This window comes from Acidibrevibacterium fodinaquatile (assembly GCF_003352165.1).
In the GTDB taxonomy this organism is placed as follows: Bacteria; Pseudomonadota; Alphaproteobacteria; order Acetobacterales; family Acetobacteraceae; genus Acidibrevibacterium; species Acidibrevibacterium fodinaquatile.
This window is the reverse complement of the sequence record NZ_CP029176.1, coordinates 692299-712889: the sequence shown is the minus strand read 5'-3', so window position 1 is coordinate 712889 and position 20591 is coordinate 692299. Positions and strand designations below refer to the sequence as shown.

Sequence of the window (20591 nt, the reverse complement as noted above, 5' to 3'; positions counted from 1 at the left end):
CTTCGCCTCGGGCAGAGTTTCGCCGCTACGCCCGGCCCGCTCCCGTCCTCGAGATGTCAAGGATAAGCCGACCCATGTTCGCCTTCTTCTCCCCGGATGAGATTTTCGCCCAGGCCGCCCATTTCGTCCCCTGGGACAAAGATGTGCGCGATGCCCATGTCCTGCGGCCGCTCGGGGAGGGGTTTCATCCGTTTTTGTATCCGCTTTACCATCTTCACGCCGATACCCTCGCGGCGTGGCGCATGCTCTCGCGCGGCGCCAGCACGCTTTTGCGCCCGCTCGCCGGAATCGGGCCCGCGACCTTGCCGCTCGGCGTTCTCGCCGGCGCCCTCGACGTGCTCGGCCATAGCGAGACCACCCACGCCCGGCCACATTTCGATATCGTCTCGACGATCATGGAGGGGGAGGAAGTCACCGTCATCGAGGAGGAGATTCTCCGCACGCCGTTCGCGACCCTGCTCCATTTTCGCAAGGAAATGGGCCGCAGCCAGCCGCGGGTGTTGCTGATCGCGCCGATGTCCGGCCATTTTTCGACCCTGCTCCGCAACACCGTCGAGACCCTGCTCCCCGATCATGACGTCTTCATCACCGATTGGATCAACGCGCGTGACGTGCCGGTCGCCGCCGGTGGCTTCGATCTTTCCGATTTCATCGATCACATCATCGATTTTCTGATCGCGATCGGCCCGGGCGCGCATGTCGTCGCGGTCTGTCAGCCCGCCGTGCCGGCGCTCGCCGCGGTCGCGGTGATGGCCGAGGAGCGCCACCCGGCGCTGCCGCGCTCGCTCACGATGATGGCCGGGCCGATCGATACCCGCATCAACCCGACAAGGGTCAACGATCTCGCGCGCTCGCGCCCGCTCGCTTGGTTCGAGCAGAACCTCATCGCCCGCGTCCCCTGGCGCCATCGCGGCGCCGGGCGGCGCGTCTATCCCGGCTTCGTGCAGCTTTCGGCCTTCGTTTCGATGAATTTCGACCGCCACGTCACCGCCCATTGGCGGCAATGGCGCAATGTCACCCTCGGCGATCTCGCCAAGGCCGAGGCGCATCGCGAATTCTATAGCGAATATCTCGCGATCATGGATTTGCCGGCGGAATTCTATCTCGAAACCGTGCGCAACGTGTTCCAGGAACACCATTTGCCGCGGGGCCTTCTTACCTGGCATGGCCATAATATCGACCTCGCCGCGATCGAAACCACCCATCTTCTCGCGATCGAGGCGGAGCGCGACGATATTTGCGGCCTCGGCCAGACCCGGGCGGCGCTCACGCTTTGCGAAAATCTTCCCGACAGCCGCAAAACCTATCACCTGCAGCAGGGCATCGGCCATTATGGCGTGTTCAGCGGCAAGCGCTGGCGCAATGAAATCTACCCCTTGCTGCGCGCGACCATCGCGGCTTGCGCTTAGCGCGCAAAGGCGCGCGGGCTTGCAATTCGCGGCGCGGTGGCTTTGACTCGGGCGATGGCGGATTTTGCGTCGCGCGTGAAATGCGTGCTTGGCCCGACCAATACGGGCAAGACACATTTGGCGATGGAGCGGATGCTCGCGCATGGCTCGGGCATCATCGGCTTTCCGCTCCGGCTGCTCGCGCGCGAGAATTACGAGCGCATGGTGGCGATCAAGGGGGCCAATCACGTCGCCCTGATCACCGGCGAGGAAAAAATCGCCCCGCCCGCCGCGCGGTGGTTTTCCTGCACCGTGGAGGCGATGCCGCTCGACCGGAAGGTCGAATTTCTCGCGGTTGACGAGATCCAGCTCTGCGCCGATCCCGATCGCGGCCATATCTTCACCGCGCGTCTGCTCGCCGCGCGTGGTCTCGTTGAGACGATGTTTCTCGGCGCCGAAACCATCCGCCCGCTGGTGCGCCGGCTGGTGCCGGAAGCCGAGATCGAAACCCGCCCGCGTCTTTCGCGTCTCCTCTATGAAGGGGCGGTGAAGCTCTCCCATCTCGCGCCGCGCTCGGCCATCGTCGCGTTCAGCGCCGAGGAGGTTTACGCCATCGCCGAAGCGATCCGCCGCCGGCGCGGCGGCTGCGCCGTGGTGATGGGGCGGATGGCGCCGCGCACCCGCAACGCCCAGGTCGCGCTCTATCAGAATCGCGAGGTCGATTTCCTGGTGGCAACCGATGCGATCGGCATGGGGCTCAACATGGATGTCGACCATGTCGCTTTCGCCGGGCTCGGCAAATTCGATGGCAGCCGGCCGCGCCGCCTCAGCGCGCCGGAATTGGCGCAGATCGCCGGGCGCGCCGGGCGCGGGCTGCGCGATGGCGGGTTCGGCACCACCGCCCGCTGCCCGCCGCTCGACGAGGCGCTGATCACGGCGATCGAGGGGCATCGCTTCGAGCCGCTGGCGCAGCTTTACTGGCGCAATACCGCGCTCGATTTCACCAGCCCGGCGGCGCTTTTGGCGAGCTTGCAGGCACCGCCGCCGGGGCCCGGCCTTGCCCGCGGCCATGAGGCGAGCGATGTCACGACGCTCGCTGCCCTGGCGCGCGACCCGGCATTGCGCGCCCTCGCCGACCGGCCTGCGCGGGTCGCCCTGCTCTGGGAGGCGGCATCGATCCCGGATTTTCGCAAGCTCGGCGATGACACCCATGCCCGCTTCGCGGCCCGCGTATTTGCCCATCTGGTGCGCGGCGAGCGCCTGCCGGCCGCTTGGATCGCCGGGCAAATCGAGGCGCTGAGCCGCCCCGAGGGGGATATCGACACCCTCATGCAGCGCCTCGCCGGCATCCGCATCTGGGCCTATATCGCGGCGCGCCCGGATTGGCTGGCCGATGCGGCGCAATGGCAAGCGCGTGCCCGCGCGGTCGAGGATCTGCTTTCGGACGCGTTGCATGAGCGGCTGACGGCGCGCTTCGTCGACCGCCGGGCAACGCAGCTCTTGCGCCGGCTCGATGCCGGCGGCGGTGAGGCCCTGCTCTCGGCGGTGACCGCGGCTGGCGAGGTGGTGGTCGAGGGGCATGCGGTCGGGCGCATGGCGGGGCTACGCTTCGTGCCCGACCCGCGCGCCCTCGGCGAGCAGCGGCGGCTGGTCGAGCGCGCCGCGCGGCGTTCGCTCGCGACCGAGATCGGCCGGCGCGTCGCCCGGCTCACGGCATTGCCCGACAGCGCCTTTGCCCTCACCGCCGATCATCACGTGACCTGGGAAGGGGCGCCGCTGGCGCGGCTGCTCGCCGGGGCCAATCTCGCCCGGCCGCGTGTTATGGCGGTGGAGAATGATTTCGTCGCGGGCGGCCTCGCCCTTCGCGTGCGCGAGCGCGCCGCCCTTTATATCGAGCGGCGGATCGCCGCCGATCTCGCGCCTTTGCCCGCGCTCGCCGCCGCCGCCGAGGCGCCGATGCTCCGCGGCATCGCCCATCTCCTGGGTGAGGGGCTCGGGATCGTGCCGATCGAACACATGCCGGAGGGAGAGATCACGGCCGCGGTGCGAGCACGGCTCGCCCGCAATGGTGTGTGCGCCGGGCGGTTCGCGGTGTGGCTCCCGGCCATGCTGAAGCCGCGCGCGATGGCGCTCCGGGCGCAGCTTTTGGCGCTCGCGCGCGGGATCGAGACGCCGCCTTTGCCGCCGCCGGGGGCGATTGCGATCCCGGCCCCGGCGCCCTGGCCGGAGGCGCTTTCGCTCGCGCTCGGCTGGCTGCCGGCGGGGCCGGTTTTGCTGCGGCTCGATATCGCCGAGGCCGCCATCGCCGATCTCCATCGCGCAACCCGGCGCGGGCGGTGCCCGCTGCCCGCCGGCCTTGCCGGCCGGCTCGGCGTCAAGGCGGCGATGCTGCCGGCGGTGGTGCGCGCGCTCGGGTTTCGTCTCATCCCCGCGGCCAGCCTGCCGGCCGATCATGCCGGCCCGCCAGCCCCCAGTCTCGTCGCCGCCCGCAGGCCACGCCCGCCGCGGCCAGCGGCGCGCCCGCGCCCCGCCGCCGGCCCGTTCGCGGCGCTGGCCGTGCTCCGCCATGGCTGATCCCGCCGCGCCTTCCTGGCAGCGGCTCGATAAATGGCTGTTTTGCGCGCGCGTGCGCCGCAGCCGCAGCGATTGCGCGCGGCTGGTCGCGGACGGATGGGTCCGCGTCAATCGCCGGGTCGTGGAAAAACCCGATTTTCGCCTGCGCATCGGGGATGTGCTGACCTTTGCCACCGGGCAGGAGGTTCGGGTGTTGCGGGTGGTCGCCTTCGCGCAGCGGCGGCTCGGGCCGGCGCCGGCACGGGCGCTCTATGAGGAGATCGGCGAGGCGCCGCCACTCTCTTGCGCCGAGCGGGATAAGGCGGCATATCGCGAGCCTTGACCCTGCTTGCGCGCGGGTGGCAACCGCCGATCGATCGAGGAGAACGCGATGACCTACGTGGTCACGGAAAACTGCATTCGCTGCAAATTTATGGACTGTGTGGAAGTCTGCCCGGTCGATTGTTTTTATGTCGGCGCGAATATGCTGGTCATTCATCCTGACGAATGCATCGATTGCGGGGTGTGCGAGCCGGAATGCCCGGCCGAGGCGATCGTTCCCGACAGCGACGATCGCGCCAATGCGTGGCTCGAGACCAATCGCACCTATGCCGGACAATGGCCGAACATCACCCGCAAAGGCACCCCGCCCGAGGATGCCGATGAGTGGAAGGACAAGCCCGGCAAAGCCGAGCTATTCTCCCCCGAGCCCGGCCAGCCCTGACCTCGCCGAGCACGCGGCGCGGGGCGTGACCGCCGGCGCGATTTGTGCTAAGGTGGCACCTTGTTGCCAGGAATGTCCGCGGTGATCGCTTTCCCGGGGTGAGGTTGCCACGCCACGGCCACGGTTTGGCATGCACCGATCGAGGGGCCTCTGATCCGGGTGTGTTCATCGGGCGTTCAAGGGTATCACGGTAGGGACCAGGTTTTTATGCCCCCGTCGCAAAGAGAGGGGGGTGGGATGGCGTGGTCCGATGATTGGGCGTCGGCGTGGTTGCGGCGGTGCGGTTTGGCCGTCGCGGGCGGGCGTCCCCACAATGAAGAGGTTGCGTGAATGAAACCTGCTGCAGCGATGGCTGCTTCTCTCGATAGCGTCGACCCGGTGGCGCATGAGGCGGAGACGGCGGACGCCAAGGCCACCCCCGTGAAATCAGCGCCGCCGCCGCGACACGATGGCGGCGGCAAGCCGCTGCCGACGGTTCGCGCGCCGGCCAAGGCGGAAAAATTCGCCCCCGGCGATCATGTCGTCTACCCGACCCATGGCGTCGGCAAGGTGGAGCGGATCGCGGTCGAGGAGATCGCCGGGCACAAGCTCGAGCTGATCCATATCACCTTCGAGGAAAACCGCATGACGCTTCGCGTGCCGGTCGCGAAGGCGCGGAGTGCCGGGCTGCGCAAGCTCGCGACACGCAAGCTGTTCGACGAAGCTTTGGCGATGCTCAAAGGGCGGGCGCGCATCAAGCGCACGATGTGGTCGCGCCGGGCGCAGGAATATGAGGCGAAAATCAATTCCGGCGATCCGCTGGCGGTGGCCGAAGTGGTGCGGGATTTGCGCCGCAATGCTGGCCAGCCGGATCAGAGCTTCAGCGAGCGACAGATTTTCGAGGCGGCGCTCGATCGCCTGGCAGCGGAACTCGCGGCGCTGGACAAGACCGACAAGCCGACGGCGCTGGCCAAGCTATTCGCCATTCTGGAAATTACCGACACCAGACCGCCGGGCTGATATTTTCGCCGCAGCGAGCATCCGACCCCTGAGTCCAGGGATCATCTGAGTCCAGGGATCATCTCCCTGGACTCAGAGGAGAGATCAGCGCCCGTAAAGCCCGGTGAGGGTTGCCGAGGCGATGGTGTGGAAATGCAGGTTGAAGCCGACCACCGCCGCCGTCGTGTCCTTGTTCAGCGGCAATTTATCGACATCGAGCGCGTGCAGCGTGATGATGTAATGATGCGGCTTGTCGCCCGGCGGCGGGCAGGGGCCGCCATAGCCGGCGATGCCGTAATCGGTGCGGCTTTGGGTGGCCCCGCGCGGCAAGCGGTTGTGATGCGCGTCACCGGCATTCTTGGCGAGCTGCGTGGTTTTGGCCGGGATGTTGAACACCACCCAGTGCCAGAAGCCGCTGCCGGTCGGCGCGTCAGGGTCGTAAATGGTGAGCGCGTAGCTCTTGGTGTTGGCCGGCGCGCCCGACCAGGAAAGGCGCGGCGAAATGTTCTGGCCGGTGCAGCCGAAGCTGTTGAACACCTGCTCGTTCTGGATCGTTCCGCCTTCGGGGATATCGGGGCTCGTGAGGGTAAACCCATCGGCCCGCGCCGCTGCCGCGATGCCGAGAGATGCCGCCAGGGTCGCCGCCATGATGGGAAATTTGCTCACGTTTCTTTTCCTCCCGGAATTGTTCGATACAAAACTTTAGCCAGCCGCGGGTGATCTGGCAATCGCCTCGCGCAGCGCCCGTTTGAGCAGCTTGCCATTGGCGTTGCGCGGCAAGGGCTCGGCGACGAAGCTGATGCTCTCGGGCCGTTTGTAATCGGCGAGCAAGGGGGCGCAATGGGCGATGAGATCGGCGGCGCTGGCAGCGACATCGTCGCGCAGGCGAACGAACGCATGGACCCGCTCGCCGAGCACCGGGCAGGGCCGCGCCACCGCCGCCGCTTCGATCACCGCCGGATGGGCGACGAGGGCGTTTTCCACCTCGACCGAAAACACCTTGTGGCCGCCACGGTTGATCATGTCCTTGCCACGATCGCGGATGAAGACGTATCCCGCCGCATCGATCATCCCGAGATCGCCGGAATGCCAGAAGCCGGCGGTGAAATTCTCCGCCGTCGCCGCCTCGTCCTGCCAATATCCCGGAACCACCATCGGGCCACGGATCCAGATCTCACCGATTTCGCCGCGCGGCACTTCGCGCCCCGCCTCATCCATCACCACGATCTCGCCGCAGGGAACGGAGAGGCCGACGCTCGCGGCATGATCGGCGATCGCGTGCGCCGGCAGAAACGTCGCCGGCGACGTGGTCTCGGTCGCGCCATAGCCGTTGATCAGGCGAAGATGCGGCAGGGTCGCCGCCAGTCGCGCGATCACCGCTTCGGGCATCGGCGCGCCACCAAACGCCCCGATGCGCCAGGCGGAGAGATCGCGGGTGGCGAAATCGGGCTCGAGCAGCAACAGCGCATACATCGCCGGCACGATGATGGTGTAGGTCAGGCGCTCGCGCTCGGCGAGGTCGAGAAAAGCACGCGCCTTGAATTCGGGCAGCACGAGCAGGGCGCCGGCGGCATGGATGGTGGTCGCGATCACCGGCACGATGCCGGTGACATGCGCCATCGGCACCGCCGCCATGACCCGCTCGCCGGCGCCGAGTTCGAGCGCCATCATGCAATGCAGCACCGAATGGACGAGCCCGAGATGGGTGAGCATCGCCCCTTTCGGCCGGCCGGTGGTGCCTGAGGTATAAAGCAGCAAAGCGACATCCTCTTCGCCGACCGGCGCATCGGCCTCGATCGCGCCGGGGCCGGCGAGATCGGCGAAGGCGCTCACCGGCAGGCGGTGACGAAGCGCCGGCACCGCCTCCGGCGCCGGCAGGAGGGGCGCCAGAAAATCCTCGAACACGCAGAGCACAGCGCCGCAATGGCCGAGCAGATAGAGAAGGCCGGGGCGCTGCTCGCGGATCGAAAGCGGCACCGCGATGGCGCCAAGCCGGGTGATCGCGAACAGCAGAATGACGAACTCGGCGCGGTTGCCGAGCAACATCGCCACCCGATCGCCGGCGCCGACGCCGCGCGCCGCAAGCCCGGCCGCAACCGCGCCGACCCGCGTCGCAAGCGCGCGATAGGTAAGCCGGGTCGGGCCATCGATCAGCGCCTCGCCCTCCGGATTGCGCGCAACCGCGCCCCTGAGCAGCGCGGCCAGGCTTTCCGGGCGCGGGTCAAAACAGCGCATGACACGGTCGCCATAATGACGTTCCAGCCGCAATGTCATTTTTTCCTCCCCTCTTGCGACGTTCGCCGCCGGCTCAAGGTTTTTGTCGTGGCACCGGCAAATACTCGACATTGCCGCCCTGGGCGCGCATCGGCTGCGGGTAGAGATCCATCAGTTGCAGCACATCCTCGGGCATATCGGTGCTGACCGGAAGACCGAGCGCTTTCGCTTCCGCGGCGGAAAGCGGGTAATCATGGGTCCAAGTGCCGGTGGCAAGGGTCTCGGCGATCCGCTTCGCGTCCGCCGCCGGCAGGCGATGGGCGAGCAGCTCCTCGGCGGTGGCTTTCACCTGGGCGATCGCCTTGCGCCCGACATCGGCGAGAACCAGAGTTTCATCGTCGATCTCGGCGATCGGCTTCTGCTCGATGACGCGGAGCAAGGACGCTGCGGGAAACTTGCCGAGCTGGGGATCAATCGGGCCGAGCACCGAATGGCGACACATCACGATGGCATCGGCGGCGAGCGCGATCAGCGTGCCGCCGGACATCGCATAATGGGGCACGAAGACGGTCACCGGCCCGCGGCGGTCGCGGATCGCCCGCGCGATCTGCACCGCCGCCAGCACCAACCCGCCCGGCGTGTGCAGGATGATGTCGAGCGGCACCTCATCGCCGGTCATATGGATCGCCCGCAAAACCTCCTCGGAATCGTGGATGTCGATGTAGCGCATGAGCGGAAAGCCGAGCAGGCGCATGGTTTCCTGGCGATGGACGAGGGCGATCACCCGCGAGCCGCGCCGGCGCTCGATCTGCCCAAGCTTGCGCGCGCGCAGGCGTTCCAGCAGGCGTTGACGGAGCAGCGGCTGCAGCGCGCTGACAATGAAAAAAATCCAGAAGAGATCCGCGATGGTCATGAAGGGGCGTATATCAGGAAAGTCTTCTTTTTCTGAAGAAAAAGAAGCAAAAAGACTTCTCCTCCGCTCTCTTTCGCTGGCACCGCCCGCGCTCCTCGCGGTCTATGCGGCTTTCTGCGCCCGCCTTTCGCGTAGGAACTGGAAGAATTCACGTCCTTCGCGCAGCCGGCGCATCATCATCTGCGGGCTGGTCAGCATCTCGCCGACGATCGCGGCGATTTTCGGGGCGCGGAAATAAAAGCGGCGATAGAACGCCTCGACATTGTCGAACATCTCGGTGTGCGAGAGATGCGGATAATGGAGCGGCGCGATCTGGATGCCATGTTCGTCGACCAGCTCGGCATGGGCGGTATCGAGCCAGCCATTCTCTACGGCCTGGGCATAAAGCTCGGTGCCAGGATAGGGCGCCGCGAGCGAAACCTGCAAGGTGTGCGGATTGACCTCAAGGGCGAAACGAACGGTCTCCTCGATGGTCTCCTTGGTCTCCCCGGGAAGACCCAGGATGAACGTGCCGTGGATGGTGATGCCGAGTTCGCGGCAATCGCGCGAGAAGCGCTTGGCAACCTCGATCCGCATGCCCTTCTTGATGTTGTGCAGAATCTGCTGGTTGCCGCTCTCATAGCCGACGAGCAGCAGGCGAAGCCCGTTATCCTTGAGCACTTTCAGGGTCTCGCGCGGCACATTGGCCTTGGCGTTGCACGACCAGGTGACGCCGAGCTTGCCCAATTCGCGCGCGATCGCTTCCGCACGCGGCAGATTGTCGGTGAAGGTGTCGTCGTCGAAAAAGAACTCGCGGACCTGCGGAAAATAGGATTTGGCGAGGCGAATTTCCTCGATCACATGCGCGGTGCTGCGCACCCGATAGCGATGCCCGCCAACGGTCTGCGGCCAGAGGCAGAAGGTGCAGCGCGATTTGCAACCGCGCCCGGTATAAAGCGAAATATAGGGATGCTTCAGATAGCCGATGAAGTAATCCTCGATCCGCAAGTCACGCTTGTAAACCTCGGTGACGAAGGGCAGCCGGTCCATGTCTTCGAGAATGGCGCGGTCACGGTTATGGACGATGCGGCCAGCGCCATCACGAAAGCTCAACCCGTCGATGGCATCGAAGGCGCGCCCCTCGGCGACCTCTTTCACGGTGAAATCGAACTCGTTGCGCGCAACCCAATCCACCGCCAGCGCATCGCGCAAACTCTCTTCCGGCTGCACCGCGACCTTGGCGCCGACGAAGCCGATCGAGAGATGGGGATGGGCGTCTTTCAGGGCCGCGGCAACCTTGGCATCAGAGGCGAATGACGGCGACGACGTGTGCATCACCACCTGCTCGTAATCGCCGGCGGCGCGCAGCACGGCATCGAGGCCGATCCCGGCCGGCGGCGCGTCGATCAGCCGGCTTTCAGGGACCAGCGCCGCCGGCTGGGCGAGCCAGGTCGGGAACCAGAACGAGCGGATTTCGCGCCGCGCCTGATAGCGCGAGCCGGCGCCGCCATCGAAGCCATCGAAGGATGGCGGATGCAAAAACAGGGTCTTTTTCATCGACACGAAATCCTTCGTCACAGTTTCGGCAACAGCGGCGGCGGCTCGACCACCACCACCTGGCCTCGCCAATAAACCTTGTCGCCGGCGAAACTCATCATCACCGCGACCACCGAGAGCAGATCACGCAGCGGCAGCAACGCGAGCGGCGCGCGCGGCGCCAGCCTCAGCGCGCGATCAATGCCCCGCGCGGTCGCGCCACGCAACAGCCAGCAGAACGCAAGCCATCCCCACGCCGCCGCCGCGCCCGGGGCCAAGGCCAGGGTCACGAGGGCGAAGGCGAGCGGATACTGCACCACGGACGCCCCATAGCCGAGCGGGGCGAGCGAACGATTGACCCGCGCCCAGCGCAACTCCCGCCGGCAGAGATCGCCAAACCGGTGCTCGGCGACGGTGGTCGCCGGAATCGTCGGCGCAAGCCGCACCGCGTGCCCGAGCTTCCTCACCTTGGCGGCGAGCACGGCATCATCGGCGATGTGATTGGCGAGCGAGGCAAAGCCGCCGACGCGCTCAAGCGTCGCGCGGGTCAGCGCCATCGTCGCGCCAAGCCCATCCTCGCGGCCAAGCGCGCGCCCGATCAAAACGCCGGGAATGAACGCGTGGTTGATCTGGCTCGCACCGAGACGCGCGGCAAGCGAATGATCGGCGGGAAGGCCCGTGTAAAGCGTCGTCACCATCCCCGTCCCCGGCATAGCCAGCGACGCCTGAACCGCCCGGAGATAGTCGGGCGCGGCGTGGATATCGGAATCGGCGACCACCAGAACATCGTGGCGGGCATTCGCCATCATATTGATGAGATTACTGACCTTCCGGTTAGCGCCGTGCTGCGTGCCATCGATCACGAGGCTCGCATCGCAGGCGGGAAAGCGCGCGCGCAAACGCTCGACCACGGCGATCGCCGGGTCATCCGGGCGTTGCACGCCGAACACGAGCTGAAACGCGGGATAGTCTTGCGCGAAAAACGAGGCCAACGCCTCCTCGAGCAGCGGCTCGTCGCCATGCAACGGCTTGAGCACGGTGATCGGCGGGAAGGCCCTGGTTTGCGCCGACGCGCGCTCGCGCCGCGCCCGGCGCAGGAAGCGCGCGAGGAAGGCAAGGCCCAGCACGCCTTGCAGCAAGCCGAACGCCGCAAGCGCGACCGCGGCCAGCGCCAGCCCGGAGGCGACGCCGCGCAGCCCATGCGCGAAAATGGCGAGATCGACCAGGGGCAGCGCATCGGCCGGGGGGATATCCATGAACGGCGCGCCTAGCTCAGCGTGCCGCCAGAGAGCGCCGAAACCTTCTTGCGGAGGCTGGCGATCAGCGCCAGCGGCCCGCCATTTTCGAGGATATGGCGGAAATCGGAGCGCTGCACCGCAACCCGGCTGATCGTCCCGTCGAGCAGCACATCCCTCGCCTGCCACTGGCCGTCAGTCTGATGCATCACGTAATCGAGCCGCACCGGATCGGCTTTCGGGGAAACGATCCGGGTCTCGACCACGACATCGCCGCCAATCGCGCGGGTCGCGGGCAGAATTTCGAGCCGCGTGCCATGATCGTCATCGAAATTGGCGACATAGCTCGCGACCGTGAAGCGGTGAAATTCGCCAAGCAGCGCCGTCTGCATCTCGCGCGGCATGTCCGCCCAACGCGGCCCGACGACGAGACGGAGAATCCCTTCAAGATCGAAACTGCGCGCAACCACCGGCGCGAGACTCTGATAGCGCGCCGGAAACGGCGTTGCTGCGCCTGCTTTCATGATCGCGCTGAGAGCGTCATTGAGCGCAACGATCGGCGCCGCGGCATCGGGCCCAGCAGCTTCGGGCACCGCCGCCAGCGAGTGCCGGGCGGCGAGCGGGATCGCGGCGGCGGCCAGCAAACCCCGGATCAGCGCCCGACGGGGCAAAGAATTTGGCATCGGAATTATCTCATGAACGAACGGGAACGATTTTTGGACGCGCGGCCCCGAGCGCCCCCAGCACCGTCTGCACGATATGGGCGGCATCGAGACCAGCGACCTCGATTTGGGCACGCGGGCTGTCATGGTCAATGAAAATGTCGGGCAGCGTCAGCGGACGGAATTTGAGCCCGCCATCGAGCAAGCCCTTGCGCGCCAGATGCTGCATCACGTGCGATGCGAAACCGCCGATCGCGCCTTCCTCGATCACCACCATCACCTCGTGCTCGCGGGCCAAGCGTTCGATCAGCTCGGCGTCGATCGGCTTGGCGAAGCGGGCATCGGCAACCGTCGCCGAAAGCCCGCGCGCGGCGAGATCCTCGGCCGCCGCCAGCGCCTCGGGGAGCCGCGTGCCGAGCGAGAGCAGGGCGACCTTGCTGCCTTCGCGCAACACCCGCCCGCGCCCGAGCGCAAGCGGCACCCCGGTCTCGGGCAGCGCGACGCCAACCCCCTCGCCACGCGGATAGCGGAAAGCGGAGGGACGATCGCCGATCGCGGCCGCGGTCGCCACCATGTGCACCAGCTCCGCCTCGTCGGCCGGCGCCATCAGCACCATCCCCGGCAGGCAGCCGAGATAGGCGAGGTCGAAGCTCCCGGCATGGGTCGCGCCATCGGCGCCGACCAGGCCGGCGCGGTCGATGGCAAAGCGCACCGGCAAAGACTGGATGGCGACGTCATGCACCACCTGGTCATAGGCGCGCTGCAGGAAGGTCGAATAGATCGCGCAAAACGGCGCCATGCCTTCGGCGGCGAGGCCGGCGGCGAAGGTCACCGCGTGCTGCTCGGCGATGCCGACATCGAAGCAACGCTCGGGGAAGCGTTTGGCGAAACGGTCAAGGCCGGTGCCAGACGGCATCGCCGCGGTGATCGCAACGATGCGCGGGTCTTTCTCCGCCTCCTGGATCAGGGCGTCGGCAAAGACTTTGGTATAGGAGGGCGGGCCCGCCGGCGCCTTCGCCTGCTCGCCGGTGATGACGTTGAATTTGGCAACGCCATGATATTTGTCCGGCGCCGCTTCCGCCGGGGCATAGCCCTTGCCCTTTTGCGTGACGACGTGCAGCAGGATCGGCCCGCTCTCCTCGGCGTCGCGGAGATTGCGCAGAACCGGCAAGAGATGGTCGAGATTATGCCCGTCCACCGGGCCGACGTAATAAAAGCCCATCTCCTCGAACAAGGTGCCGCCGGTGAGGATGCCGCGGGCGAATTCCTCGGCGCGGCGCGCGGTGCGCTCGATGCCGCGCGGGAAATGCCGCGCCATGCGCGCCGCCAGCTCCCGCAGCGAGAGGAAGCGGCGCGAGGAGATCAGGCGCGAGAGATAGGCGCTCATGGCGCCGACCGGCGGCGCGATCGACATGTCGTTGTCGTTGAGCACGACGAGGAGGCGCGAGCGCAACGCCCCGGCATTGTTCATCGCCTCATAGGCCATGCCGGCGCTCATCGCGCCATCGCCGATGACACAGACGACGTGCCGGTCCTCGCCCTTGAGGTCGCGCGCGACGGCCATGCCGAGGCCGGCGGAAATCGAGGTCGAGGAATGGGCGGCGCCGAACGGGTCATAGACGCTTTCTGAGCGGCGGGTGAAGCCGGCAAGCCCGCCGCCCTGGCGCAGCGTGCGGATGCGCCCGCGCCGGCCGGTCAAAATTTTGTGCGGATAGGCCTGGTGCCCGACATCCCAAATCAGCCGATCATGCGGCGTCTCGAACACCGCGTGCAGCGCGACCGTGAGCTCAACGACGCCGAGCGAGGCGCCGAGATGCCCGCCCGTGACCGAGACGGCATCCACCAGCTCGGCGCGGAGTTCGCCCGCCAGATCACGCAGTTGATCGATGGAGAAATTGCGCAGATCGCGCGGCTCATCCACGCGATCCAGAGTCGGCGTCCGGGGCCTAACCATCGATCACCTCTTTTTGTCGTCTCTCTCGGCGCCACCAGACCGGTCACGCCACACGGAACCGGCACGGCCGGCGCGGCCGCCGCCTTCGTCCAGATCATAAGGCTTGCTCCGTCCCCTCACCGCCCGCCGCGCACGGATGGCGCCGCGGGACTCGGGCGGGGGGACCTCAACATCACTCCAGCCTAGAGATTTTCTTTTGCGCGCCGCAAGTCAAGCCCAGACATGAAACCCGGAGGTGAATGATCGCCGCGCGGGCTCTGTGCCGGTGGTTGATAGGCATTGCCGAGTGACGCCGCGATACCATATACCCCTCTTGATCGTGGAATTCGTGAGGCACGAGGGAGCCTGATGGTTTCGTCGCGCCGGCCAATGTCTTGTTTTTCATCGGGTATGGATTTTTGCGGGAGCGAGCGAATGTTACGTGTCGTCCTGGCCCAGCCTCGCGGCTTCTGTGCCGGCGTCGAGCGGGCCATCGAGATCGTCGAGCGAGCGCTCGTGAAATATGGCCCACCGATCTATGTCCGCCACGAAATCGTCCATAACCGCCATGTGGTCGAGGATCTGCGCACCCGCGGCGCCATTTTCGTCGATGAACTCGACGAGATCCCGACCGGCGCGACCACCATTTTCAGCGCCCATGGCGTTGCCCGCGTGGTCGAGGAGACCGCCTCCCGCCGCGGCCTCGCGGTGATCGACGCGACCTGCCCGCTCGTCGCCAAAGTGCATAATGAGGGGCGCCGCTATGCCGCCGCCGGGCGCGAGATCGTGCTCATCGGGCATGCCGGCCATGCCGAGGTGGAAGGGACGATCGGCCAGATCCCCGGCAAGGTCCATCTCGTGCAGACCGTTGCCGATGTCGCCGCCCTCACCGTCGCCGACCCCGAGAAACTCGCCTATATTACGCAGACCACCCTCTCGGTGGATGATACCCGCCAGATCATCGCCGCCCTCACCGAGCGATTCCCGGCGATCAAGGGCCCGGACGTGCGCGATATCTGCTATGCGACGCAGAATCGCCAGACCGCCGTTCACGAACTCGCCAAGGCGGTCGATGTCATCCTCGTCGTCGGCAGCCAGAATAGCTCCAACTCCAATCGTCTGCGCGAAATCGGCGCCGAACTCGGCAAGCCGAGCTATCTGATCGACGATGCCAGCGCCTTGCGCCCGGACTGGTTCGCCGGCATCGGCTCGGTCGGGCTTACCGCTGGCGCCTCCGCCCCGGAAACCCTGGTCCAGGAAGTGATCGAAGGGTTGCGCCGCTTCGGCGCCATCGAAGTCACCACGCTCGAAGGGGTTGCGGAAAACGTGCGCTTTCGTTTCCCGCCCGAGCTCGCCGACAGCGAGCCCGCCGAAGCCTCCTCTTTCTGAAAGGCCGACACCATGCCCGTCCCCTTGAACCAGATGATCCGTGTCGGCGCTTATGTCGTCAAACAACACCTCGCCGGGCGCAAGCGCTATCCGCTGGTTCTGATGCTGGAGCCGTTGTTTCGCTGCAATCTCGCCTGCTCGGGCTGTGGCAAGATCGATTATCCGGCGCCGATCCTCAATCAGCGGCTCTCGGTCGCTGACTGTCTCGCGGCGGCCGATGAATGCGGCGCCCCGGTGGTTGCGATCGCCGGCGGCGAGCCTTTGCTGCACAAGGAAATGCCCGAGATCGTGGACGGCATGTTGGCGCGCGGCAAGTTCGTCTATCTCTGCACCAACGCCCTGCTGCTCGAGAAAAAGCTCGATCTCTTCAAGCCGCATCGTAATTTCGCCTGGGATGTGCATCTCGATGGCGACCGCGCGATGCATGATCACGCGGTGAGCCAGGAGGGCGTTTTCGAGCGCGCCGTCGCGGCCATCCGCGCCGCCAAGGCGCGCGGCTTTCGGGTCTGCATCAATACGACGCTGTTTGACGGCGCCGATCCCGCCCGGGTCGCGGCCTTTCTCGACGACGTGACCAAGGTTGGCGTCGATGGCGTGATGATTTCCCCAGGCTATGCCTATGAGCGCGCCCCGGACCAGCAACATTTCCTCAATCGCCAGAAAGCGAAAGAGCTGTTTCGCGGCATTTTCGCGCGCGGCAAGGGCAAGAAATGGAAGTTCAATCAATCCTCGCTGTTCCTTGATTTCCTGGCCGGCAATCAGACTTACCGCTGCACGCCGTGGGGCAAGCCGACGCGCAACGTCTTCGGCTGGCAGCGGCCGTGCTACCTGCTCGGCGAGGGCTATGCCAAAAGCTTCAAGGAATTGATGGAGACGACGGATTGGGACAGCTACGGCACCGGCCAATACGAAAAATGCGCCGACTGCATGGTCCATTCCGGCTATGAGGCGACCGCGGTGATGGATGCCGTGCGCCATCCCCTGAAGGTCGCCGCCGTCGCGCTGCGCGGGCCGCGCACCGAGGGGCCCATGGCGCCGGAAATTCCGCTCGATCGCCAGCGCCCGGCGCAATATGTCTTCAGCAACCATGTCGAGAAGGCGATGGAGGCGATCCATAGCGGCAAGGAGAGCCTGCTCGACGCCGCCGAGTAGGCCATCGCCTTACCCGCGAGGGTTCCGCCGGGTCACGCGTTTTTGCGGTCGTGGGTCCTCGCGATAGGGGCCGGCTCATGGTCGCTTCCCGCATTGTCGAGGGCGTCGCGCGGGGCGTCGACCGCCTCGAGCCCGGCGAGCCGGCGCCATTCCTCTTCGCTCAGGGTCGCAACGCCGAGTTCGGCGGCGCGGCGGGCTTTCGAGCCCGCTTCGGCGCCGAGCACGACATAATCGGTGCGGCGCGAAACACTGTCCGTCACCCGCGCGCCCAGGGCTTCGGCGCGCGCCTTGGCCTCGGCGCGGCTCATCGTGGTGAGGGTGCCGGTGAAGACCATCACCTTGCCGGCAATCGGCGAGGACGCCGCGCCAGGGGCGTCGACGTCCTCGATCTCGAGGAGGGATGCGAGATCATCGAGCACCGCGCGGTTGCGCGCTTCCGCGAAGAAATCGACCAGCTCCTCGGCGATCGCCGGGCCGATGCCGAGAATATTACCGAGCGCCGAGCGGGCCTCCGAGCCCACCATTTGCGCGGCCTGCATTTCCGCCCGCCAGTGCGCGAAACTGCCGTAATGGCGGGCGAGGAGCTTTGCCGTGGTCTCACCGACGCGACGAATACCGAGCGCGAAAATGAAGCGCTCCAGCGGAATGCGCCGCCGCGCCGCGATCGCCGCGATCAATTTCCGCGCCGAAACCTCGCCCCAGCCCTCCCGCGCCGCGATCTCGGCCTCGTGCGCCGCCAGGCGGAAAATATCGGCCGGCCCCCGGATCAGCCCGTCCGCGTAGAATTCGGCGACGGTTTTTTCCCCCATCCCCTCGATATCGAAGGCGCCGCGGGCGCAAAAATGCACCAGCCGCTCGACCGCTTGCGCCGGGCAGACCAGCCCGCCGGTGCAACGCCGCACCACCTCATCCGCGACCCGCACGGCAAGACTGCCGCAGGCCGGGCAATGCGTCGGGAACTCGAATGGCGCTGCCGCCGGCGGGCGCTTTGCGAGCACCACGGCGATGATCTGCGGGATGACGTCGCCGGCCCGCTCGATCACCACGGTATCACCGATGCGGATATCCTTGCGCGCGATCTCGTCCTCGTTGTGCAGGCTCGCGCGGGTGACGAGAACGCCCCCGACATTGACCGGCTGCAGCTGCGCGACCGGCGTCAGCGCGCCGGTGCGCCCGACCTGGATGCGAATCTCCTCAAGCCGGGTTTCGGCGCGCTCGGCAGGGAATTTCCAAGCGATCGCCCAGCGCGGATCGCGCCCGGCAAAGCCCAGCCGGCGCTGCCAAGCAAGATCGTCGATCTTATAGACCACGCCATCGATGTCGTAATCGAGCCCGGCGCGGAGCGCCGCCATCTCGGCTTGAAACGCGCACACCTGCGCCTCGCCCGCGAGCACGCGCGAGAGCGGATTGACGGCAAACCCAAAGGCGCGCAGCCGATCGAGATAGCCGCTATGGGTTTCGGCGACGCTCTCGCTGGCCTCGCCCATCGCGTAGGCGAAAAAAGAGAGTTTGCGCCCGGCGGTGATGCGCGCGTCGAGCTGGCGGAGCGATCCCGCCGCCGCGTTGCGCGGATTGGCGAAGGGTTTGCGCCCCTCGCGCGCTTGCTCGGCATTCAGCGCGAGAAAATCCGCCTTGGTCATGAACACCTCGCCGCGAATCTCGATCAGCGCCGGCGCCGCCCCCGCCAATCGCGGCGGAATGCTGGCGAGCGTTTGGAGATTGGCGGTGACGTCCTCACCCACGATACCATCGCCGCGGGTCGCGCCGTGGACCAGCCTGCCATGCTCGTAGGTCAGCGAAATCGAGAGCCCATCGATCTTCGGCTCGCCGACGAAAATGAGTGCGGCATCTTCGGCAAGGCCGAGAAAGCGGCGCACGCGGGCGCAGAATTCGGCGAACTCGGCGTCTGAGAAAACATTGCCGAGCGAGAGCATCGGCTGCAGATGCCGGCGCTTGGCGAATCCCGCGGCCGGCGCCGCGCCGAGCCGGCGGGCGGGGCTATCGGCGCGAATGAGATCGGGAAAGCGCGCCTCGAGCGCGGCGTTGCGCGCGCGCAGCGCGTCGTACTCGGCGTCCGTCACCTCGGGCGCATCGTCGCGGTAATAGGCGGCATCGAGCCGCGCGATCTCGGCCGCGAGATCGGCGAGTTCCGCCGCGGCTTCTGTGCGTGACAGCGTCTCGACCGGCGGGCGCGCTTTCATGCCGCGCCCAGGAGGTCGTCGGCGGCGGCGCGGGCGGCCTCGGTGATGGTTTCACCGGCCAGCATGCGGGCGATCTCCTCGCGCCGGGCGCGGCCGGTGAGCGGCTCGATCATCGTGCTCGCGCGGCCGCCCTTCAGTGTCTTCGCCACCCGCAAATGCCGCGTCCCGCGCGCTGCGACCTGCGGGCTGTGCGTGACCACCAGGACTTGCCGCCCATCCGCGACGCGGGCCAGGCGCTCGCCGACGGCGGCCGCCGTCGCGCCGCCGATCCCGGCATCGACCTCGTCGAAAATCAGCGTCTGCGCCGGCGAAAACCGCGCCAGCACCACTTTCAAAGCCAGCATCAGCCGCGACAATTCGCCGCCCGAGGCGATGCGGCCGAGCGGCCCCGGCGCCTCGCCGGGGTTGGTTGCGATCAGGAACCGCACCGTCTCCGTGCCAGAGGCGCCGAACGCCGCCTCGTCGAGCGGGGTGATCTCGACCTTGACGCGGGCGGCGGCGAATTTGAGCGGCGCGAGTTCGCGCATGATCGCCCGCTCCAGCCGCCCCGCCGCCTCCGCCCGGCGCGCCGCCAGCCGCGCCGCCGCCTCGAGATAGGCGGCCCGCGCCGAGGCGGCCTCGGCCGCCCGCGCCTCGAGACGCGCCGCACCCTCGTCGAGCATGGCGCGGCGGCGGCGGAGATCCTCGAGCAACGCGGGGAGTTCGGCGACCGGCACCTGATATTTGCGCGCCGCGGCACGCAGCGCGAACAGCCGCTCCTCGGCGGTTTCCAAGTGCTGCGGATCGATCGCGAGCGTCGTCAGCGCCGTTTCCAAAAGCCGCTCCGCCTCCGCCAGCGCATCCTCGGCGCGGCCGATCGCAGCGAGCAGCTCGGCCCGCAGGCCAGCGACCGCGGCCTCGGCGGCATCGGGCGTCTCCTCCGGCGCGCGGCGCGGTGTCGCGCGCTCGATCAAGCGGGCGCAGGCGCGCAAGCTCGCCGCCGGCCCGCCTTGCCGGCGATCGCGCGGCACGAGTTCGGCGAGCGCTTGCGCCAGGGCCTCGGCCTCGCGGGTTTTTTGCTGCAAACGCTGGCGCGCGCCGGCGAGATGCGTCTCCTCATCCGGCGCCGGCGCAAGCGCCGAGAGTTCCGCCTCGGCATGGGCGAGCCAGTCCGCATCCCGCGCCGCCGCCGCTTGCGCCGCTTTCACCTCTTCGAGCGCCGCCAAAGCCGCCCGCCAGCGCCGCCAGCCGGCCGCGACCGCCGCGGCAAGATCATGCGCGCCGCCAAACTCATCGAGCAGGGCGGCGTGGGCGGCGGGATCGGCGAGCGCCATCTGCTCATGCTGGCCCTGCACCTCGACCAGCAGCGCGCCGAGGCCGCGCAAGACGCCGACCGCGACCGGCTGATCGTCGATGAAGGCGCGCGAGCGGCCCTCGCGCGAGATGACGCGGCGGAGCATGATTTCGGCGCCGCTCGCGATCCCTTGCTCGGCGAGAAAAGCCCACGCCGGATGCGCGGGCGGCGGCGTGAACAGGGCGACGACGCTCGCCTGCTCGGCGCCGGTGCGGACCATCGCGCCCTCGGCACGGACCCCGAGGGCGAGGCCGAGACTATCGAGCAGGATCGACTTGCCGGCGCCGGTCTCGCCGGTCAGCACAGTGAGGCCGGCGTCGAAATCGAGGTCGAGCCGCTCGATCAGCACCACGTCGCGGATCGAAAGAGCGCTCAGCATGCGGGGCGGGACGACGGCGCGC

Annotated in this window: 15 protein-coding genes and 1 pseudogene; 7 read left to right on the top strand and 9 right to left on the bottom strand. The window is 67.3% G+C overall.

Annotated features, from left to right (window positions below; genetic code table 11):
* Positions 1 to 74: 74 nt before the first annotated feature.
* From phaZ to DEF76_RS03455, 5 genes are all read left to right on the top strand, one after another.
* Positions 75 to 1409 carry a polyhydroxyalkanoate depolymerase gene (gene phaZ, locus DEF76_RS03475; protein ID WP_240319097.1) on the top strand — a complete coding sequence of 445 codons (1335 nt, stop codon included), beginning with the start codon at positions 75 to 77 and terminating at the stop codon, positions 1407 to 1409.
* A 54-nt stretch (positions 1410 to 1463) separates the two neighbouring features.
* Entirely contained in the window at positions 1464 to 3962 is a 2499-nt protein-coding gene (locus tag DEF76_RS03470; protein WP_114911127.1) for a helicase-related protein, read from the top strand.
* On the top strand, positions 3955 to 4284 hold the full coding sequence (locus tag DEF76_RS03465; RefSeq protein WP_114911126.1) for a S4 domain-containing protein: 330 nt from the start codon (positions 3955 to 3957) through the stop codon (positions 4282 to 4284). The genes DEF76_RS03470 and DEF76_RS03465 overlap by 8 nt, the downstream gene beginning before the upstream one ends.
* 48 nt (positions 4285 to 4332) lie before the next feature.
* Positions 4333 to 4665 carry a ferredoxin FdxA gene (fdxA, locus tag DEF76_RS03460; RefSeq protein ID WP_114913635.1) on the top strand — a complete coding sequence of 111 codons (333 nt, stop codon included), beginning with the start codon at positions 4333 to 4335 and terminating at the stop codon, positions 4663 to 4665.
* 330 nt (positions 4666 to 4995) lie between these two features.
* Positions 4996 to 5664: a CarD family transcriptional regulator gene (locus DEF76_RS03455; RefSeq protein ID WP_240319096.1), complete on the top strand. Its 669-nt coding sequence runs from the start codon at positions 4996 to 4998 to the stop codon at positions 5662 to 5664.
* 84 nt (positions 5665 to 5748) lie between these two features.
* Here DEF76_RS03455 and DEF76_RS03450 read toward each other — a convergent pair whose 3' ends face one another.
* The 7 genes from DEF76_RS03450 to dxs form a co-directional block, all read right to left on the bottom strand.
* A complete protein-coding gene (locus DEF76_RS03450) occupies positions 5749 to 6291 on the bottom strand; it encodes a YbhB/YbcL family Raf kinase inhibitor-like protein (RefSeq protein WP_114911124.1) in 543 nt (180 codons plus the stop codon).
* A gap of 54 nt (positions 6292 to 6345) precedes the next feature.
* The gene (locus tag DEF76_RS03445) at positions 6346 to 7917 is read right to left on the bottom strand and encodes a class I adenylate-forming enzyme family protein (RefSeq protein ID WP_114911123.1); all 1572 of its coding nucleotides are present in this window, start codon (positions 7915 to 7917) and stop codon (positions 6346 to 6348) included.
* A gap of 34 nt (positions 7918 to 7951) precedes the next feature.
* Positions 7952 to 8770 (bottom strand): SDH family Clp fold serine proteinase, encoded by an 819-nt coding sequence (locus DEF76_RS03440; RefSeq protein WP_114911122.1) that lies wholly within the window; start codon positions 8768 to 8770, stop codon positions 7952 to 7954.
* A gap of 102 nt (positions 8771 to 8872) precedes the next feature.
* Positions 8873 to 10306 carry a hopanoid biosynthesis associated radical SAM protein HpnJ gene (hpnJ, locus tag DEF76_RS03435; RefSeq protein ID WP_114911121.1) on the bottom strand — a complete coding sequence of 478 codons (1434 nt, stop codon included), beginning with the start codon at positions 10304 to 10306 and terminating at the stop codon, positions 8873 to 8875.
* A gap of 17 nt (positions 10307 to 10323) precedes the next feature.
* Entirely contained in the window at positions 10324 to 11541 is a 1218-nt protein-coding gene (gene hpnI, locus DEF76_RS03430; protein WP_114911120.1) for a bacteriohopanetetrol glucosamine biosynthesis glycosyltransferase HpnI, read from the bottom strand.
* Positions 11542 to 11552: 11 nt separating this feature from the next.
* Positions 11553 to 12203, bottom strand: a complete 651-nt coding sequence (locus DEF76_RS03425) for an ABC transporter substrate-binding protein (protein WP_162800463.1) — start codon at positions 12201 to 12203, stop codon at positions 11553 to 11555.
* A 10-nt stretch (positions 12204 to 12213) separates the two neighbouring features.
* Positions 12214 to 14136 carry a 1-deoxy-D-xylulose-5-phosphate synthase gene (dxs, locus tag DEF76_RS03420; protein ID WP_114911118.1) on the bottom strand — a complete coding sequence of 641 codons (1923 nt, stop codon included), beginning with the start codon at positions 14134 to 14136 and terminating at the stop codon, positions 12214 to 12216.
* A gap of 414 nt (positions 14137 to 14550) precedes the next feature.
* Between dxs and ispH the strand changes: the two genes are divergently transcribed.
* Together ispH and hpnH are read left to right on the top strand one after the other, a co-directional pair.
* Positions 14551 to 15504 carry a 4-hydroxy-3-methylbut-2-enyl diphosphate reductase gene (gene ispH / locus DEF76_RS03415; RefSeq protein WP_114911117.1) on the top strand — a complete coding sequence of 318 codons (954 nt, stop codon included), beginning with the start codon at positions 14551 to 14553 and terminating at the stop codon, positions 15502 to 15504.
* Positions 15505 to 15516: 12 nt separating this feature from the next.
* Positions 15517 to 16656 carry an adenosyl-hopene transferase HpnH gene (gene hpnH / locus DEF76_RS03410; protein ID WP_114911116.1) on the top strand — a complete coding sequence of 380 codons (1140 nt, stop codon included), beginning with the start codon at positions 15517 to 15519 and terminating at the stop codon, positions 16654 to 16656.
* 128 nt (positions 16657 to 16784) lie between these two features.
* On the opposite strand, the pseudogene ligA reads toward hpnH, so the two are convergent.
* A pseudogene (gene ligA / locus DEF76_RS03405) lies at positions 16785 to 18857 on the bottom strand (NAD-dependent DNA ligase LigA); the annotation flags it as partial.
* Positions 18854 to 20569 (bottom strand): DNA repair protein RecN, encoded by a 1716-nt coding sequence (gene recN / locus DEF76_RS03400; RefSeq protein WP_114911114.1) that lies wholly within the window; start codon positions 20567 to 20569, stop codon positions 18854 to 18856. The gene recN and the pseudogene ligA, both read right to left, overlap by 4 nt.
* Positions 20570 to 20591 lie beyond the last annotated feature (22 nt).

Excerpts from the sequence above, each read along its gene's own strand:
- DEF76_RS03425 (WP_162800463.1), bottom strand. The coding sequence starts at position 12,203 with ATGCCAAATTCTTTGCCCCGTCGGGCGCTGATCCGGGGTTTGCTGGCC.
- DEF76_RS03455 (WP_240319096.1), top strand. The coding sequence starts at position 4,996 with ATGAAACCTGCTGCAGCGATGGCTGCTTCTCTCGATAGCGTCGACCCG.
- ispH (WP_114911117.1), top strand. The coding sequence starts at position 14,551 with ATGTTACGTGTCGTCCTGGCCCAGCCTCGCGGCTTCTGTGCCGGCGTC.
- DEF76_RS03445 (WP_114911123.1), bottom strand. The coding sequence starts at position 7,917 with ATGACATTGCGGCTGGAACGTCATTATGGCGACCGTGTCATGCGCTGT.
- DEF76_RS03470 (WP_114911127.1), top strand. The coding sequence starts at position 1,464 with ATGGCGGATTTTGCGTCGCGCGTGAAATGCGTGCTTGGCCCGACCAAT.
- hpnJ (WP_114911121.1), bottom strand. The coding sequence starts at position 10,306 with ATGAAAAAGACCCTGTTTTTGCATCCGCCATCCTTCGATGGCTTCGAT.
- fdxA (WP_114913635.1), top strand. The coding sequence starts at position 4,333 with ATGACCTACGTGGTCACGGAAAACTGCATTCGCTGCAAATTTATGGAC.
- recN (WP_114911114.1), bottom strand. The coding sequence starts at position 20,569 with ATGCTGAGCGCTCTTTCGATCCGCGACGTGGTGCTGATCGAGCGGCTC.
- DEF76_RS03440 (WP_114911122.1), bottom strand. The coding sequence starts at position 8,770 with ATGACCATCGCGGATCTCTTCTGGATTTTTTTCATTGTCAGCGCGCTG.
- hpnH (WP_114911116.1), top strand. The coding sequence starts at position 15,517 with ATGCCCGTCCCCTTGAACCAGATGATCCGTGTCGGCGCTTATGTCGTC.
- phaZ (WP_240319097.1), top strand. The coding sequence starts at position 75 with ATGTTCGCCTTCTTCTCCCCGGATGAGATTTTCGCCCAGGCCGCCCAT.
- hpnI (WP_114911120.1), bottom strand. The coding sequence starts at position 11,541 with ATGGATATCCCCCCGGCCGATGCGCTGCCCCTGGTCGATCTCGCCATT.
- DEF76_RS03450 (WP_114911124.1), bottom strand. The coding sequence starts at position 6,291 with ATGGCGGCGACCCTGGCGGCATCTCTCGGCATCGCGGCAGCGGCGCGG.
- dxs (WP_114911118.1), bottom strand. The coding sequence starts at position 14,136 with ATGGTTAGGCCCCGGACGCCGACTCTGGATCGCGTGGATGAGCCGCGC.
- DEF76_RS03465 (WP_114911126.1), top strand. The coding sequence starts at position 3,955 with ATGGCTGATCCCGCCGCGCCTTCCTGGCAGCGGCTCGATAAATGGCTG.